Source organism: Xanthomonas protegens (genome assembly GCF_038442435.1).
Lineage (GTDB): Bacteria > Pseudomonadota > Gammaproteobacteria > Xanthomonadales > Xanthomonadaceae > Xanthomonas_A > Xanthomonas_A sontii.
The window spans coordinates 117,541-134,708 of sequence record NZ_JAQJCQ010000013.1; the positions used below are offsets into that span (position 1 = coordinate 117,541).

A 17,168-nucleotide genomic window follows, 5' to 3' on the forward strand; every position below is an offset into this window, starting at 1 on the left:
TCCGAGCCGTCGGATCACCAGGTGAGGTGGCTAGGCAACAGACGAAGGCGTAGGCCGCCGTGCGCCGTTGCCAATCCCCAATCCCGACCCCCCAATCCCCGCCCCTCAATCCTTCGTCACCCGATTGATCTCGGCCAAACTGGTGATGCCGTTGCGGGCCTTGAGCAGGGCCGACTGGCGCAGGTCCTTGACCCCGATCTTCTGCGCGGCGCTGGCGATGTCCATCGCGTTGCCGCCCTGCAGCACGATCGCCGCGATCTCGTCGTTCATCGGCATCACCTGGTAGATGCCGGTGCGGCCCTTGTAGCCCTCGGTACAGTCGTCGCAGCCGACCGCCTCGTACAACTGGATGCCGGCGGCGACCTCCGCCTCGGTGAAGCCCTCGGCCAGCAGGGCCTTCTCCGGCAACTGCACCGGGCGCTTGCAGTTGTTGCACAGGCGCCGCGCCAGGCGCTGGGCGATGACCAGGGTCACCGAACTGGTGATGTTGTAGGGCGCGATGCCCATGTTCATCAGGCGCGCGATGGTCTGCGGCGCGTCGTTTGTGTGCAGGGTGGACAACACCATGTGACCGGTCTGCGCGGCCTTGATCGCGATCTCGGCGGTCTCCAGGTCGCGGATTTCGCCGACCATGATGATGTCCGGATCCTGGCGCAGGAACGAGCGTAGCGCCGCGGCGAAGGTCATGCCGCGCTTGTTGTTCTGCTGCACCTGGTTGACCCCGGGCAGACGGATTTCGACCGGATCCTCGGCGGTGGAGATGTTGCGGGTGTCGTCGTTGAGGATGCCCAGCGCGGTGTACAGCGACACCGTCTTGCCGGAGCCGGTGGGGCCGGTGACCAGCACCATGCCGTACGGTTTGTGGATCGCATCCAGGAACAGCTTCTGCTGCTCCGGCTCGTAGCCGAGCTTGTCGATGCCCAGCTTGGCCGCGCTGCCATCGAGGATACGCAGCACGATCTTCTCGCCGAACAGCGTCGGCAGCGTGCTGACGCGGAAGTCGATCTGTTTGTTCTTGGACAGGTTGAGCTTGATGCGGCCGTCCTGCGGGACCCGCTTCTCGGCGATGTCCAGCTGCGCCATCACCTTCAGGCGCGCGGCGATGCGCTGGTTGAGCTTGACCGGCGCCTTGGCCACGCTCTTGAGCAGGCCGTCGATGCGCAGGCGCACCCGGTAGTCGTCCTCGTAGGGCTCGAAGTGGATGTCGGACGCGCCGCGGCGGATCGCATCGACCAGCACCTTGTTCACGAACTTGACGACCGGGGTGTCCTCGCCCTTGGCGTCGATGCCGGTGTCGCCGCTGCTGCCCATGTCCTCGTCGCCGCCGCCGACATCGAGGTTGTCCATGCCCTCGTCGTCGCCCAGCGCGCTGCCGAGCGCGTCGTTGCTGGCCTGCCACTGCTCCAGGGTCCGGCGGATCTGGTCCTCGTCGACCAGGATCGGCTCCACCGTCAGGTTGGTGTGGAACTTGATGTCATCCAGCGCCCGGGTCTGGGTCGGATTGCTGATGCCGACGAACAGCCGGCTGCCGCGCTTGAACAACGGCAGCACCTGGTGCTTCTGCAGCAGCTCCTCGCTGACCAGCTTCATCGCGTTCTGGCTGGCGTCGAAAACCGAGACATCCATCAACGGCATGCCGAACTCCACCGCGTTGGCGGCGGCCAGTTGCGCGGCGGTGACCAGTTTCTTCTCGGAGAACCACTGCGGCAGCGGGACCTTGGCCTCGCCCGCCTGGGCCATCGCGGCCCGCGCCGCGGCTTCGTCCAGCGCACCGTCCTGCACGAGACGGCGGGCGATGCCGGTGATGCCGACCAAATTAGGAGCCATCAACGTGCTCATCTTGTCTACCTCAAGCGCAAAAAACAGGCAAGGATCAGCTGCAGCCTCCCGGCCTGTAAGGTACATCAAAGGCGCTTGCATCACATGTCCATACACCTTCGGTGTCGCGCCTCAGGTACAGCGCCTTTCCGTCCACCTTCGGACTCCCTGAAACATGACACTCAATCCAGGCCGCATAATCACTAGTAACCTCTACTCTTACCGAAGAACAAGACGCGGATGCCTTAATTCCGATGTAATCTGCATCGAGGAGCGAAGCCTCTCGCTGCTCCGCGATGGCAGTTTCGATCATGGTTTTTCCCGGCCTTACGGTCGCCAGTGCGGCCGTCGTCTGACTCCTAGCAACATATCCCTGATAGGTGGGAAAACCGATAGCGGCGAGGATAGCCACTATCGCAACGACCACCATCAACTCAACCAAAGCGAATCCGCGCATACGCCCCCCTTATCGCGCAACGAGAAACACTCTCTAAAAAAGCTTCACCCAACTGCCGGACATGGCCGAGATTGAAGCTGGGCGAAATGCTAACGTGGCCTATGGCATTGACAAGAAAGACCAAAGCCATCAGGCGCACTGCCGATGACTGCTACCGTGATGAAAGGCCTCTTCGCAAGAAAAAAGCGCCCCTAGGGGCGCTTTTTTCTTGCGAAGAGCGAAAGGAGCACCAACTGAATTAGGTGCAACCGTTCGGCTTGTACTTGGTGACGGCGGTCGTCGCGCAGGTCCAAGAACCATCGGCAGTGGCGCGGGTCAGGGTGACGGTCTTGTCCTTAACCTGAGAATTGCCCGCGATGGTGCACTGAATGCTGGCCGCGCCACTGCTGGCGGTACCCGAAACAGTCAGGGTCGGGCAGCGAGTGGAGGTCTTCAGACCGATGTCGGCAGCAGCCGCAAAGTCCTTGCCTTCGTTGAGGAGCACTTCAGCCTGCGTCTTGCCGGGGGTGATCTCGGCCAGCGCAGCGGTAACCTGCGACTTGGCAACATAGTCCTGATACATCGGCAGCGCGATGGCGGCCAGGATGGCGATGATCGCGACCACGATCATCAGTTCGATCAGGGTAAAGCCCTGCTGCTTTTTCATTGTGAACCCCTAGAGATGGAATGTTAGGTGGTGGTAGGCACTCGCCCGCGGGTCCTACTCCCCGAGCGCCGCGGCGAAGCGCCACGTGCGAGGTAAGCAAAGCAGACTGCGTGCCAACTTCTCAAACATGCCTGGCGCTCTCCCCGGGACGTATCATGCCCTAGTGCCACAGGCACTGTGCAGGCAAATCAGGAATCTGCGACCGAATGGACCAACTGCCCACAAGCGGCATAAAGTGACGCACTACGTCACGCCAATCACACAAACCTCCCCCACGGCAGCGACTTCCGGGTGCCAGGCGCCGCGGAAACCGATACCATGCCTCATATGTCCGCCCGGGGATGGCCGGACGGGGGAGACGACCTGATGTCCGCAACGCGCAGCGCAGTCAAGAAAGAGCCGGTCGCACGCAGCACCAGCCAGCAGGTGCCCTTCGTTTGGGAAGGTACCGACAAGCGCGGCGTCAAGATGAAGGGCGAGCAGACCGCCAAGAACGCCAATCTATTGCGCGCCGAACTGCGCAGGCAAGGCATCACGCCGTCGGTGGTCAAGCCCAAGCCCAAGCCGCTGTTCGGCGCCGCAGGCAAGAAGATCAGCCCCAAAGATATTGCCTTCTTCAGCCGGCAGATGGCGACGATGATGAAATCGGGCGTGCCGATTGTGGGCGCTCTGGAGATCATCGCCAGCGGGCACAAAAACCCGCGCATGAAGAAGATGGTCGACCAGATCCGCACGGATATCGAGGGAGGCTCCTCGCTCTTCGAGGCGATCAGCAAGCATCCAGTCCAGTTCGACGAGTTGTATCGCAACTTGGTCAGAGCCGGCGAAGGGGCCGGCGTGCTGGAGACCGTGCTGGAGACGGTGGCTGACTATAAAGAGAACATCGAGGCACTGAAGGGTAAAATCAAGAAAGCCCTGTTCTATCCGGCCATGGTGATGGCCGTAGCGCTGATTGTCAGCTCCATCCTACTTGTCTGGGTCGTTCCCCAGTTCGAGGACGTCTTCAAAGGTTTCGGAGCGGAACTACCGGCTTTCACGCAGATGATCGTGGCTGCTTCGCGCTTCATGGTGGCTTACTGGTGGATGCTTCTGTTTGCACTGATCGGCACCATCGGCGGCTTCATCTTCGCCTACAAACGTTCGCCTGCGATGCAGCACGGGATGGACCGATTGGTGCTCAAAGTGCCGATCATCGGCCAGATCATGCACAACAGCTCGGTGGCGCGTTTCTCGCGCACTCTTGCGGTCACCTTCCGCGCCGGCGTGCCGCTGGTGGAGGCGCTGGACATCGTCGCTGGCGCCACCGGCAACAGCGTCTACGAAGCTGCCGTGCTGCGCATGCGCGACGACGTGGCAGTCGGCTACCCAGTCAACGTGGCGATGAAGCAGACAAATCTGTTCCCGCACATGGTCATCCAGATGACCGCGATCGGCGAAGAAGCTGGCGCACTGGATGCGATGCTGTTCAAGGTCGCCGAATACTTCGAGCAGGAAGTGAACAATGCGGTCGATGCCTTGAGCAGCCTGATCGAGCCGTTGATCATGGTGTTCATCGGCACCATCGTCGGCGGCATGGTCATCGGCATGTACCTGCCGATCTTCAAGCTGGCCTCCGTCGTTGGATAAGCATTAATGGCATTTCTCGATCAACACCCCGGCCTGGGCTTCCCGGCCGCGGCCGGGCTAGGACTGCTGGTGGGCAGCTTCCTCAACGTGGTCATCCTGCGCATGCCCAAGCGCATGGAATGGCAGTGGAAGCGCGATTCCCGCGAGATCCTGGAGCTGCCGGACATCTACGATCCGCCGCCGCCCGGCATCGTGGTGGAGCCGTCGCACTGCCCGCACTGCAAGCACAAGCTGGCCTGGTTCGAAAACATCCCGCTGTTCAGCTGGCTGGCGCTGCGCGGCAAGTGCCGCTACTGCCATGCACCGATCTCGCCGCAGTACCCGCTGGTGGAGCTCCTCACCAGCCTGCTGGTGGTCGCCAGTGTGTGGCGCTTCGGTTTCGGCTGGCAGGGCTTCGGCGCGATCGTGTTCAGTTGTTTCCTGGTGGCATTGTCCGGCATCGACCTGCGCACCCGCCTGCTGCCGGACCAGTTGACCTTGCCGCTGATGTGGCTCGGCCTGATCGGCAGCATGGACAACCTGTACATGCCGGCCAAACCCGCCCTGCTCGGCGCTGCGGTCGGCTACTTCTCGCTATGGTCGGTGTGGTGGCTGTTCAAGCAGATCACAGGGAAAGAAGGCATGGGCCATGGCGATTTCAAGCTGCTGGCCGCGATCGGCGCCTGGTGCGGCTTGAAGGGCATCCTGCCGACCATCCTGATCTCCTCGCTGGTCGGCGCGATCCTGGGCTCGCTGTGGCTGGCGGCCAAGGGCCGCGACCGCGCCACGCCGATCCCGTTCGGCCCCTATCTGGCGATCGCCGGCTGGATCACCTTCTTCTGGGGCACGGAGATCGTGGAGACCTACATGCGCTGGTCGGGACTGCGCTGACGGAGCCCAAGGCTTGACTGATTTCGTCGTCGGCCTGACCGGAGGCGTCGCCTCCGGCAAGAGCGAACTGAGCCGCCGCTTCGAGGCCAAGGGCATCGTCGTCGCCGATGCCGACCTCGCCGCGCGTGCGGTGGTCGCGCCCGGCCATCCGGCCCTGGCACAGATCGTGGCGCGGTTCGGGCCGCAGATCCTGCAGGACGATGGACAACTCGACCGCGCCGCCTTGCGCCAGCGGATCTTCGAGGACGCAACGGCACGCAGCGACCTGGAAGCGATCACCCATCCGGCCATTCGCCGGTTGCTGCAGGAACAGTGTCGCGCGGCCGCCGGACCATACGCGATCGCCGCCATCCCGTTGTTGACCGAGGCCGGTGCGCGCACCGCCTATCCCTGGCTCGACCGGATCCTGGTGATCGACGCCCCCGAGGCGCTGCAGCACGCCCGCCTGATGCAACGCGACGGCATCACCGCCGACCTGGCGCAGCGCATGCTGGCGGCCCAGGCCACCCGCGCAGAGCGCCTGGCCATCGCCGACGACGTGGTGGTCAACGACGGCGCCGCGACGGCACTGCAGGAAGCGGTGGAGAAGCTGGACAAGCAGTACCGTGCGCTGGCTGCGGCCAAGGCGTCAGCGTCTTTGTAGATAGTCGCCTTTGTTCCCTCTGGGATCAGCCGCGATCAATCCTTACCGGGAACGCCCGGTCGCGGCTGAAGCCGCTCCTGCGCGATGGACGAAGCGTCGGCGCCAGCCTCAGGCCGGCTTGAACCACAGCGTCGCCACCACGCCCTTGGTGGCGCCCGGACGCACGTTGACCTGCCAGCCATAGAGATCGCAGAGGCGGCTGACGATCGATAGGCCGATGCCGCCGCCCTGCGAATGGCCGGCGTGGGTGCCGCGATAACCGCGCTGGAACAACTTGGCCGCGTCCTCCTCGCTCAGGCCCGGGCCGGAATCGATCACCTGCACCGCGTCGCTCAGCACCCGCACCACCACCTGCCCTTCCTGGGTGTACTTGACCGCATTGCCGATCAGATTGCCCAGCGCCACCGACAGTGCCGCTTCCGGCGCATCGATGGTGAGGTTGCGCTCGCCCTCCAACAGCAACTGCAGCGGCTTGCCGCCCAGTTGCGCGCGATGCGACTCGATCAACTGCTCGGCCACCTTGGCGATGTTGCTGTGTCCCTGCCCGCGCTCGTTGCGCGACAGCAGCAGCAGCGACCCGATCAGGTCGCTGCACTGCTGTTCGGCACGCTGGATGCGCTGCAGGCGCTGCAGCACTTTCTCGTCGAGATTGGGCCGGGTCAGCAGCAGCTCGGTGGCGCCGCGGATCACCGCCAGCGGCGTGCGCAGTTCATGGCTGACGTCGGCATTGAACTCGCGGTCGCGCTGCACCACTTCGGTCAGGCGCGCCGAATAGTCGTCCAGCGCCTCGGCCAACTGGCCGACCTCGTCGTCGGGAAAGTGCGGCGCCAGCGGCTTGGGGTCGCTGCTGCCGCGATAGGCGCGCAAGCGGGCAGCCAGGTCCGACACCGGCCGCATCACCCGCGACGCCGACCACCAGCCGATCACCAGCGACAACGCACTGAACACCAGCACCGACAGGATCAGGGTGCGCTTGAGCTGCACCTCGCCCTGCATGGTCTGGGTCATGTCATAGGCGAGGAAGAACCAGACGTTCGGGGTCTTGCGCACCGCCACCTTGTAGGAGAACGGCTTGCCGGTTTCGTCGCGACCGGACACGTTGTGGATGCCGTCGGAGAAGTTGTACCACTCCGGCTGCTCGCGCCGCAGCGCCTCGAAGCGGTCGCTCTTGACCACCCGGCCGACCATCTGCTGCACCGGCAGATCCGGGTTCTTCGACGGATCGGAGAAGAACCGGTGCGAGTACTCGTCGATGTTGCGGTTCAGCACCACCTCGACCAGCTGGTTCTCCACGCGCGCCCGCGCCCAGTTGGTGGCGAACGCGAACAGCGCGGTCAGGCCGAAGCCCAACAGCACGAACGAGAGGATGATGCGGCTGCGGAGGCGGCGGCGGTAGCGTCCGCGCCGCCGCACCACACGCGGCAACGCAGGCGTTTCAGGCATCGGGTGCGGCGATGCGGTAGCCGATGCCGTGGCGTGTCTGGATCATCGGCACGTCGAACGGCTTGTCCACCACCGCGCGCAGGCCATGGATATGCACGCGCAGCGAATCGGAATCGGGCAGTTCCTCGCCCCACACGCGGGTTTCCAGTTCCTGCCGGGTCACCACCGCCGGCGCGGCTTCCATCAGCGCCTGCAGGATCTTCAGCGCGGTGGGATTGAGCTGCAGCAGCTTGCCCTGGCGACGCACTTCCAGCGTATCCAGGTTGTATTCCAGATCGCCGGTCTCCAGCACCCGGGTGTGCACGCCCTTGCCGCGGCGCGACAGCGCGTTGAGCCGCACTTCCACTTCCTGCAGCGCGAACGGCTTGATCAGGTAGTCGTCGGCGCCGGAATCGAAGCCGGCGAGCTTGTTGTCCAGCGAATCGCGCGCCGTGAGCATCAGCACCGGCGTCTGCTTGCGCGCCTCGTTGCGCAGCTTGCGGCAGACCTCGATGCCGTCCATGCCGGGCAGGTTGAGATCGAGCACGATCGCATCGAACTCGTGCACCACCGCCAGGTGCAGACCGGTGACGCCATCGGCGGCGAAATCGACGGTATGACCGCGATCCTCGAGGTAGTCGCCGAGATTGGCAGCGATGTCGCTGTTGTCTTCGATCACTAGAATTCGCACCAACATTTACCCCGTCAGTCGTACTTGCCAGTTGGATTGCGCCGCATCAGTTCCTGCGCATCCTCGTTGTCGCGGCGGCGTTCCGCCACGGTCCTGCATTGCGTGGTCGTGCGCAACGAGCCGGTCACGGCCTCGCGCCTGCACACCATCCGGCTGTCCGCTGCCGCTTTCGTCAGCAGCGTATTCACCGTTTCCTGATCGTTGAACAATGCGACCTTCTGCTCTTCCTTCAAGGTCTCCACGTCCTGGTGGGCGTCGAGTATCGCAGCCATCCGCGTCAATGCAGCCTCGACCTTGCTGCGATCGTCAGCATTGATTTCGGAATAGGTCTTGCCGTCGTTCAATTGCTGCCGGATTGTACTGAGTTGCTGCGCGAACGCTTTCTTCACGTTCATGGGCGCCTCACCTTTGGGCGCCGCCATCGCCGTGCACGCCAGGAGCATGCCCAGCACCAAGGCCATCGATCGTTTCATCCCCTTCCCCTCGCAGATTGGACCCACCCTGCAATGTATCCCCCGCTGAAACGCCGCGGCAAGCGGGCCGCGAGAAAGGCCTGGTGGGCGATTGCCCAAGAAAAAGGCCCAGGCAGCGGGGCTGCCTGGGCCGAAAGTTTTTCTATCCCGATTACCGTTCCTGCTGAGGAGGGCAGAGCTGCGGTCCGAAGAAGCTTACGCAGGGCGGAATTAAACCGGTGTTAAGCCAGAACGAACGGCCAGTAATGCGACTAAGCCCCTGATTTCTTTCGTTTCAGGCAAGCTTCGAGGTGCTCGATGACCTTACCGGCGATATCCAACCCGCAGACCGTCTCGATGCCTTCCAGGCCTGGCGTGGAGTTGACCTCCAGCACCAGCGGCCCGCGCTTGGAGCGAATCAGATCGACGCCGGCCACGCCCAGGCCCAGCGCCTTGGCCGAGCGTACCGCCACCTCCTGCTCGCCGCGGCTGGCCGCGGTCTTCTCGGCGGTGCCGCCCAGATGCAGGTTGGAGCGGAAATCGCCCTCCGGCGCGGTGCGGCGCATCGCCGCCACCACTTGGTTGCCGACCACGAAGCAGCGCAGGTCGGCGCCCTCGGCCTCGCCGATGAACTCCTGCACCAGGAAATTGGCATACAGCCCGCGCAGCGCCTCGACCACGCCGCGCGAGGCGCTGGCCTTCTCGGTCAGGATCACCCCGGTGCCCTGGGTGCCCTCGTTCAACTTCACCACGTGCGGCGGTGGGCCGAGCATGGACAGCAGATCGCCGGTGTCGTCCGGGTTGTCGCCGAACACGGTCATCGGCATGTCGATGCCCTTGGCCGCCAGCAGCTGGTGCGCGCGCAGCTTGTCGCGGGCGCGCAGGATCGCATCGGACGGGTTGGGCGTGCAGACGCCCATCATCTCCAGTTGCCGCAGCACCGCGGTGCCGTAGCGGGTCACCGAAGTGCCGATGCGCGGGATCACCGCGTCGTAGCCGGTGATCGGCTTGCCCTTGTAATGCATGGTGAAAGCGCCCGCGGCGATGCGCATGTAGCAGCGCAGCGGGTCGAGCACGCGCACCGTGTGCCCGCGTTCGCGGCCGGCCTCGACCAGGCGCCGGGTCGAGTACAGCTTGGTATTGCGGGACAGGATGGCGAGCTTCATCGAAGGCGGCGGCGGTGGCAGGCCCGGCATCATACGTCGCGCCACCGGCGCCGCGATGCCGCACGTCGTCGTAACCGCCGACCCACCGCGCGGCCAGGATGCGCGGTGATCGCCATCACCCACCGTCCGCGCGCTGTCCCACAGCCGACACCGGACCGCCCCGAAACGTTCACAAAACCGTTGCATCGTGGCGGGCGGGCCGCGTACCGGCCCGGTGCCGGCTGCCCGCGCCCCGCGCGGCAGGACCGGAACGTCTCCCCCTCTTGATTGGTGACTTTCGATGACCCCCACTTCCAGATCCTTGCGCCCGCACGCGCTGGTGCTCGCCGTCGCGTCCGCCCTGCCGGCCTTCGCCGCGCTGGCCGAGACCGCGCCGGCCGCCGCCACCGCAACCGCCGATGCGGCGGCCAGCGCGAGCGGCAACGATGCCACCATGCTCGACGCGATCACCGTCGTGTCCAGCGGCACCACCCGCCAGGTGCAGCACATCACCCGTGAGGACATCGGAATCGCCACCCCCGGTACCAGCGCGCTGAAGGTGCTGGACAAGCTGCCCGGCGTGCAGTTCCAGTCGGCCGACCCGTTTGGCGCCTACGAATGGTCCACCGCGATCAGCCTGCACGGCTTCGACCAGAGCCGGCTCGGCTTCACCCTGGACGGCGTGCCGCTGGGCAACATGAGCTACAGCGTCAGCGACGGCCTGCAGGTGACCCGCGCGATCATTTCCGAGAACGTGGCCTCGGTGGAACTGGCGCAGGGCGCCGGCGGCCTGGGCACGCCGTCGAGCAGCAACCTCGGCGGCACCGTGCGCTACTACTCCGCCGATCCGGATGCCGACGCCGGCTTCCGCTTCAGCCAGACCCTCGGCTCCGACAGCACCCGCCGCACCTACCTGCGCGGCGACACCGGCGACATCCACGGCTTCTCGCTGTACACCTCGCTGGTGCACGGCGAAATGGACAAGTGGAAGGGCTACGGCAACAACGAGTACAACCAGGCCAACGCCAAGGCGCTGTACCAGTGGGGCGATGGCAACCGGGTCAGCCTTTACCTGGACAGCTCGCACCGCAAGGAATACGACATCATGGACCTGTCGCTGACCTCGCAGCGGGTCCTCGGCTGGGATTGGGACTACCTGATGCCGGACTGGAACAGCGCGGTGCAGATCGCCAACGCGCTCAACGGCAAGGGCAGCTACCCGGCCAGCCTCAACGGCCTGCCCGCCGACTACGGCAAGGCCGATGCCTCTTACTATTCCGGCGCCGGCCTGCGCCGCGACAACCTGGCCGCGCTCAGCGGCGTGTTCAACCTCGGCGGCAGCGCCACGCTGAACCTGACCGGCTACTACCACGACAACAACGGCGAGGGCCAGTGGACCACGCCGTACGCGCCGTCCTCGGCCAGCGTGCCGCTGTCGATGCGCACCACCGACTACCGCCTCAACCGCCATGGCGTCACCGGCTCGCTGAACTTCACCGTGGCCGGCAACGAGATCGAGGTCGGCGGCTGGTACCAGAACGCCAAGACCGTGCAGGAGCGCAACTACTTCCTGCTCGATGGCCCGTTCACCGATCTGTACTACTTCAACAAGAACGGCACCCTGTTCGCGCGCGGCTTCGCCCAGCACTACGACACCGACACCACCATGGTCTACGCGCAGGACACGCTGCGCCTGCTTGACGAGCGCCTGACCCTGAACTTCGGCGCCAAGAAGCTGATCGTCGACACCACCGCGCAGTCGCAGGTGCCGTCCGCGTCCAATGCCGCCGGCGAGATCAAGGCCGACTCGGACCTGCTGCCGCAGGTCGGCATCAACTACAAGATCGACGATCACCAGGAGGTCTACGCCTCCTACAACAAGAACATGGCCGGCTTCGGCTTCACCCCGTTCCAGGAATCGCAAGCCGCGTTCAATGCGATCAAGGGCTCGCTGGAGCCGGAGACCGCGCAGACCTACGAACTGGGCTACCGCGTGCGCGGCGCCGGCGTGGAAGCGTCGCTGGCGCTGTACCACACCACCTTCGACGACCGCCTGCTGGTGACCTCGCCGTGCAGCGCGATCCAGACCTGCTCGACCACGCTCAACAACGTCGGTTCGGTGCGCAGCCAGGGCGCCGACCTGGCGGTGATCTGGCGTCCGATCGAACAGCTGCGCTGGCTGAACTCGCTGTCCTACGACGACTCGACCTACCAGGATGACTACCTCAACGGCGGCGTGGTGGCCACTTCCGGCAAGCGCGTGGTCGGCATCCCCGAGTGGATGTTCTCCAGCAGCCTGGCCTACGAGAACGCCGGCTGGCACGCCTCGCTGGACGGCAAGTACACCGGCCGCCGCTACATCAGCTACCTCAACGACTCGTCGGTGCCCAGCTACTGGCGCTTCGACCTCAGCGCCGGCTACGACTTCGGCCAGGTCGGCATGTTCCAGAACCTGGGCCTGAGCGCGAACGTCACCAACCTGTTCGACAAGCGCTACTTCGCCACCGTCGGCACCAACGGCTACGTCGTCTCCGACCCCAACGGCTACAACCAGACGCTGATGGCCGGTGCGCCGCGCCAGTTCTTCGTCACCTTCAGCGGCAAGTTCTGAGCCGACGCGACACCGTCAGGGAAGACACCACGCGCCGCCGCTGCTCATGCAGCGGCGGCGTTTGCGTTTTGGGGTTAGGCAGATGCGTGTTGTGCGATAGGTGACTAGACAGTGTGGTCAGGCGTTTCGGATCGCATGCGTTCGAAGCGGTCGCGGCTGAAGCCGCTCCTACGACAGCCGCATGGCCCGTAGGAGCGGCTTCAGCCGCGACCGGATACAACTAGAAATCGTGCACCCATGCCGGAACGCCGCGATCTCTACGCGTCTACCGCGCGGCCGATCGCCGGATCGCTCATGCTCGGCCGACCGGTCTCGATGTGCCCGGCCAGGCGCCGCCGCCACTGCGGGAGCGTCACGCTGTCGATGGTCAGGTCATACCAGTGGTGCTGCGCCTGCAGCGGCAGACGCAGGACAGTGCGATCACCGGCAGCGAGCGTGATCGCCTGCTCGCCACCATCGCCGCGATACCCGTCGCGCACGCGCAGTGTGCAGGGCTGCTCACCGGCATTGACCAGCGTCAGCAGCAGGCATTGCGCGGCGGCATCGTAGTCGGCCTCGGCCTGCAGACCGGCATCGCCGATCCCATCGCCATGGAACTCGCGCAGGAAACCATTGGGGCCATGCACGCGCAGCGCATAGCCGGCATCGGCGGCAGCGCCGCGCCACGGGCGCGCATCCTGCAGTTCGCTGCCGGCCGTTAGCGTGTAGAACCAGGGCCCGGCCACACCCTCGTCGGCATAGGCATTGAGCGCCACGCCGGCGCCGCCGCGGTTGCGCATGCGCAACACGCGCGCATCCGCCTGCACCTGCAGCCGCACGTCGAAATCGTAGGGCAGCGCACGCGCCGGGCGCTGCCCGGGCTCCTGCACCGGCAGCGTCTGCTGGGCAGGGCGCTGTGGCGGCGGCAGCGTCGCGGTGGCATCGATGCGGGCGATGTAATCGCGGGTGTCCGGCAAGGCCACCGGCGCCGGATCATGGCCGACGAAGTCCAGCGTGGAGGTCAGATCGCCGGCAACCGCGCGGCGCCAGGGATTGATGTTCGGCTCCATCACGCCAAAACGCTGCTCCAGGAAGCGCAGCACCGAGGTGTGGTCGAACACCTGCGAGTTCACCCAGCCGCCGCGGCTCCACGGCGACACCACCAGCATCGGCACCCGCGGCCCCAGCCCGACCGGCACGCCGTGATAGTCCTCGCCATGCAGGTCCACGTTGCTGGCGCCCAGTTCCGGCCGGATCGCCGGCAACGCCGGCGGCACGTGGTCGAAGAAGCCGTCATTCTCGTCGTAGTTGATCAGGAACACGGTCTTCGACCAGACCTCCGGCGACGCGGCCAGCACCTCCAGCAGCCGCGCGCTCAAGGATTCGCCATAGGCCGGGGTGGCCTCGGGATGCTCGCTGAGCAGGTACGGCGCGACGATCCACGACACCTGCGGCAGCGTACCGGCGCGCACGTCGCGCTCGAACGCAGCCACCAGATGTTCGCCGCGCGAAGCCTTGGCGTTGTCGGCGGTGGAGCCAGGCACGATGGCGCGGCCGCGGCGATACAGCGGCGACGCGCGGTCCAGCTTGCGAAAGTTGGCGAAGTACGGATGGCTGTTGTCGCCGTAGTTGTCGAACTCCTGATACACCTGCCAACTGATGCCGGCCTGCTGCAGGCGCTCGGAGTAGGTGCTCCAGGTGTAGCCGGGAAAGCGCGGATTGTCGCGCGCCATGTCCGCGGTCCAGTTGCCGTCGTCGCGGTTGTTCACCGCCTGCTCGCCGTCGTTGCCGACGCTCAGGCCGCTGGTGCCGGTGAACATGTACATGCGATTGGGATTGGTCGGGCCGAACAGCGAGGCGTGGTAGCCATCGCAAAGGGTGAAGGCGTCGGCCAGCGCGTAGTAGAACGGCAGATCCTCGCGCTGGAAGTGGCCCATGCTCATCGCGCTCTTCTGCGCGATCCAGGCGTCGTGGTGCTTCCAGGTCTCGTGCGAGCCCTTCCAGTCGTGGTTGAGATCCTTCATCCACTGCGCGCTGCTGGTCTGGCTGTTGAGCCGGAACGGCAATACGTAACGATCGCTGCCCTTGCGCTCGGGCTGGTACCAGACCGGCTTGCCGCTGGGCAGCCGCAGCGGCCGCGGATCGCCATAGCCGCGCACCCCGCGCAGGCAGCCGAAGTAATGATCGAAGGAGCGGTTCTCCTGCATCAGGATCACCACGTGCTGCACGTCCTGCAGCGTGCCGGTGACCCGCGCCGGCGGCACCGCCAGCGCACTGCGGATGACGCCCGGCAGCAGCGGCATGGCCGCGCCAGCCCCGAGGGCCATGGACGTACGTGTGAGAAAACGACGACGGCTGTGATCGACCACGAGAAGCAACACCGGCAACGAGCGAACGCTCAGGCGTCGGCCAGCCTAGCGGCGGAGGATGAAGCGGGTTTGACAGCGACTTCCTCGCTGCGACAGACGCAGTCCGGCACAGGGTCTTCGAACAGGGCTGCACGGCACGGCGCGATCACATCGACAACGTGTCGAGGCGCGGCCAGGAAGGGAGTAGAAATTGCGGAGCGAACTCGGTATTGCCGAGCGGCGCAGAGCACGAAAGCGCTTGCAACAGATGGAGCGGGCGATGGGAATCGAACCCACGTCAGTAGCTTGGGAAGCTACAGCTCTACCATTGAGCTACGCCCGCATTGCCGGTGCAGTCTATGCGCTGGGCCGGGGGTTGCGCAAGAAATCGGCGCAATGCGGCTGCAGCGCGCGGGCGATCCCGGCACTCCCAAGCAGCTTGCCGTGGAAATGCAGAAGGGCTTCAGTCCCGACGGCTCGAACTCCGAGGCGTCGAGGCTGAAGCCCCTCCCACAACAGCATTGCGGCCTTTGTGCATCCCTCGCCCCTACCCCGCCCGGCGTGCAGCCGGGCAAGGCAGGCAACGTCGGGCAGTGCTTAGAAGCTGCCGCCGAAGTTCACGAACAGCGAGGTGTCGTGCGCGCGCGACTGGCCGGTGGTGGTGGCGAGGCCGACGTTGCTCTCGAAGCCCCACAGCTTGGTCCGCGCGCCCAGCACCACCGACGCGTAGTTGCGGTCGAAGTTGATGCCCGGCACCGCGTACTCGCCCAGGTCGGACATGGTCTGCAGCCACGCGGTGGCTTCCTGGTTCTTCTTGAACTCGTGGTCGTAGGTGGCCTGCAGGTACGGCTTCACCGTGCCGGCATCGATGCTGGCCTTCCAGCCGATGCGGCCGACCATCGACTCGACATCGCGGTCGCTGTAGCCCAGCGCGCTGGAGTTCGGGTTGCTCTCGGTGTAGCCGTCGAGCTTGACCTTCTGCCAGATCGCCGCGGCCACCGGGCCGTGCTTGAAGCTGCCTTCGCCGAACTCGTAGCCGCCCTGCAGCGCCGCGGTCAGGTTGCTGCCGTCCGGCGAGCCCTTGTGCTCGATGGTCGCCGGGCCGAGGTTGACCTTGCGGGTGACGTCGTAGCTCAGCCAGGTGTAGCTGACCTGGGCGTTGACCCAGGCATGCTCGCCGTACCAGCCGGCGAAGCCGCCGAGGGTGCTGTCGTCCTGGGTGTAGTCGCCGCCGCGGTTGCCGAAGTCGGCATCGGTGCGACCGAAGCCGCCGAAGCCGCCGAACACCCACTCGCCACGCGACCAGTCCACGCCGAACAGGCCGGCCGGGGCCATGCCGTCGTACAGGTTGCCGTGCTGGTAGCGCTGCATGTCGCCGCGCAGGTTGCCCCACCAGCGCACGCCATCCGCTTCCGGGCGGCCATCGACGTGCCAGGCGACCTGGTCGGCGCGCGAGCGGCCAACCATCTGCGCCGAGTGCGTCAGGATCTGCTGGGTGCGCGGGCCTTCCAGGATCGACAGCGCGTACTGCGCCAGCAGTTCGTGGGTGCGGCCGGTCGGGTGCACGCCGTCGGCGAACACGTAGGTGTCGGCGGCATCGGCGCTCACGTAGCTGGTCGGGTTGCAGGTCAGCGACTGCGCGGTGATCTGCGGCTGGCAGGCGGTGCCGGTGACATTGGTGAAGCCGTAAGCGCCCGGGTTGGCCACCACTTCCTGCAGCAGGTGGAAGGTGTCGACCGGGATCACCCGCAGGCCGGCGCTCTTGAGGCCGGAAAACAGCGCGGTGTTGTAGGCGGTGGCCAGCGCGGTGCCCTGCGCCATCGCCGCGGCGCCGCCGGCGCGGAAGCGCGGGGTGATGCCGACGTCGGGCAGGTTGTTGACCATGACGTAGCGCGCACCGGCGTTCTGCAGGCTGGCGACGATGCCCACTTCGGCGGTCACGGCATTGCCGATGGTGGCCTGCACCGGCGCACCGCCGGCGATGGCGAACAGGTCGTTGGCACCGCCCCACACCGAATACAACGCGTTCGGGTCGGCCTTGCCGCCGTTGGCGGCCAGGTAGTTGCTGGCCTGGGTGGCCAGCGACGGCGCCACGCCCAGCGCGCTCGGGTTGGCCACGCCGACACGGGCATTGCCGACGGCATAGTCGTCGCCGATCTGGCCGTTGCCGTTGGCGGCGGCATTGGTGCCGTAGTACTCGGCCACGTACTGCGCCCAGACGAAGTCGGGGTTGGTGGTGAACTGGCCGGTCACCGCACGCACCGAGGCCGGCAGCAGTGGACGGTAGTAGCCCGCGTCGGTCAGGCTGTCGCCGAAGAACACGGTGCGGCTGTAGGTGGACTGCGCGAACGCAGGCGCGGCGGCGAGCACGATCGCGGCGGCGAGCAGCGAACGGAGCGGACGGATGGACGAAGTCATGGAAGCCCTCCCGGGCAGAAATGGAACACGAGAAATGCAGCG

Annotated in this window: 13 protein-coding genes and 1 tRNA gene; 4 read left to right on the forward strand and 10 right to left on the reverse strand. The window is 65.7% G+C overall.

Annotated elements, in window-relative coordinates; translation table 11 throughout:
* Positions 1-105 precede the first annotated feature (105 nt).
* The 3 genes from pilB to PIQ37_RS15420 all read right to left on the reverse strand — a co-directional run bounded on the left by pilB (position 106) and on the right by PIQ37_RS15420 (position 2,921).
* Positions 106-1,827 (reverse strand): type IV-A pilus assembly ATPase PilB, encoded by a 1,722-nt coding sequence (pilB, locus tag PIQ37_RS15410; RefSeq protein ID WP_407136781.1) that lies wholly within the window; start codon positions 1,825-1,827, stop codon positions 106-108.
* A gap of 46 nt (positions 1,828-1,873) precedes the next feature.
* The gene (locus tag PIQ37_RS15415) at positions 1,874-2,275 is read right to left on the reverse strand and encodes a pilin (RefSeq protein WP_342074114.1); all 402 of its coding nucleotides are present in this window, start codon (positions 2,273-2,275) and stop codon (positions 1,874-1,876) included.
* Positions 2,276-2,513: 238 nt separating this feature from the next.
* A complete protein-coding gene (locus PIQ37_RS15420; protein ID WP_295938320.1) occupies positions 2,514-2,921 on the reverse strand; it encodes a pilin in 408 nt (135 codons plus the stop codon).
* Between the two features lie 366 nt (positions 2,922-3,287).
* Between PIQ37_RS15420 and PIQ37_RS15425 the strand changes: the two genes are divergently transcribed.
* The 3 genes from PIQ37_RS15425 to coaE are packed head-to-tail and all read left to right on the forward strand — an operon-like array spanning position 3,288 to position 6,060.
* Positions 3,288-4,547 (forward strand): type II secretion system F family protein, encoded by a 1,260-nt coding sequence (locus PIQ37_RS15425; protein WP_342074115.1) that lies wholly within the window; start codon positions 3,288-3,290, stop codon positions 4,545-4,547.
* A gap of 6 nt (positions 4,548-4,553) precedes the next feature.
* Positions 4,554-5,417, forward strand: coding sequence for a prepilin peptidase (locus PIQ37_RS15430; RefSeq protein ID WP_010342233.1), 864 nt, complete (start codon positions 4,554-4,556; stop codon positions 5,415-5,417).
* A gap of 13 nt (positions 5,418-5,430) precedes the next feature.
* Positions 5,431-6,060, forward strand: a complete 630-nt coding sequence (coaE, locus tag PIQ37_RS15435) for a dephospho-CoA kinase (RefSeq protein ID WP_342074116.1) — start codon at positions 5,431-5,433, stop codon at positions 6,058-6,060.
* Positions 6,061-6,168: 108 nt separating this feature from the next.
* Here the strand turns inward: coaE and PIQ37_RS15440 are convergent, their stop codons facing one another.
* The 4 genes from PIQ37_RS15440 to rimK form a co-directional block, all read right to left on the reverse strand.
* Entirely contained in the window at positions 6,169-7,503 is a 1,335-nt protein-coding gene (locus PIQ37_RS15440) for a sensor histidine kinase (RefSeq protein WP_342074117.1), read from the reverse strand.
* On the reverse strand, positions 7,496-8,173 hold the full coding sequence (locus tag PIQ37_RS15445) for a response regulator transcription factor (RefSeq protein WP_010340533.1): 678 nt from the start codon (positions 8,171-8,173) through the stop codon (positions 7,496-7,498). The genes PIQ37_RS15440 and PIQ37_RS15445 overlap by 8 nt, the downstream gene beginning before the upstream one ends.
* A 14-nt stretch (positions 8,174-8,187) precedes the next feature.
* Positions 8,188-8,634, reverse strand: coding sequence for a hypothetical protein (locus PIQ37_RS15450; RefSeq protein ID WP_267098124.1), 447 nt, complete (start codon positions 8,632-8,634; stop codon positions 8,188-8,190).
* A gap of 263 nt (positions 8,635-8,897) precedes the next feature.
* Positions 8,898-9,791 (reverse strand): 30S ribosomal protein S6--L-glutamate ligase, encoded by an 894-nt coding sequence (gene rimK, locus PIQ37_RS15455; RefSeq protein WP_342074118.1) that lies wholly within the window; start codon positions 9,789-9,791, stop codon positions 8,898-8,900.
* 280 nt (positions 9,792-10,071) lie between these two features.
* Between rimK and PIQ37_RS15460 the strand changes: the two genes are divergently transcribed.
* Positions 10,072-12,381, forward strand: coding sequence for a TonB-dependent receptor family protein (locus PIQ37_RS15460; protein ID WP_342074119.1), 2,310 nt, complete (start codon positions 10,072-10,074; stop codon positions 12,379-12,381).
* Positions 12,382-12,638: 257 nt separating this feature from the next.
* On the opposite strand, the gene PIQ37_RS15465 is transcribed toward PIQ37_RS15460, so the two are convergent.
* From PIQ37_RS15465 to PIQ37_RS15475, 3 genes are all read right to left on the reverse strand, one after another.
* The gene (locus PIQ37_RS15465) at positions 12,639-14,687 is read right to left on the reverse strand and encodes a phosphocholine-specific phospholipase C (RefSeq protein WP_342074120.1); all 2,049 of its coding nucleotides are present in this window, start codon (positions 14,685-14,687) and stop codon (positions 12,639-12,641) included.
* Positions 14,688-14,977: 290 nt separating this feature from the next.
* Positions 14,978-15,051 (reverse strand) — tRNA-Gly (locus PIQ37_RS15470).
* Between the two features lie 254 nt (positions 15,052-15,305).
* Positions 15,306-17,126, reverse strand: coding sequence for an autotransporter outer membrane beta-barrel domain-containing protein (locus PIQ37_RS15475; protein ID WP_342074121.1), 1,821 nt, complete (start codon positions 17,124-17,126; stop codon positions 15,306-15,308).
* Positions 17,127-17,168: the final 42 nt, after the last annotated feature.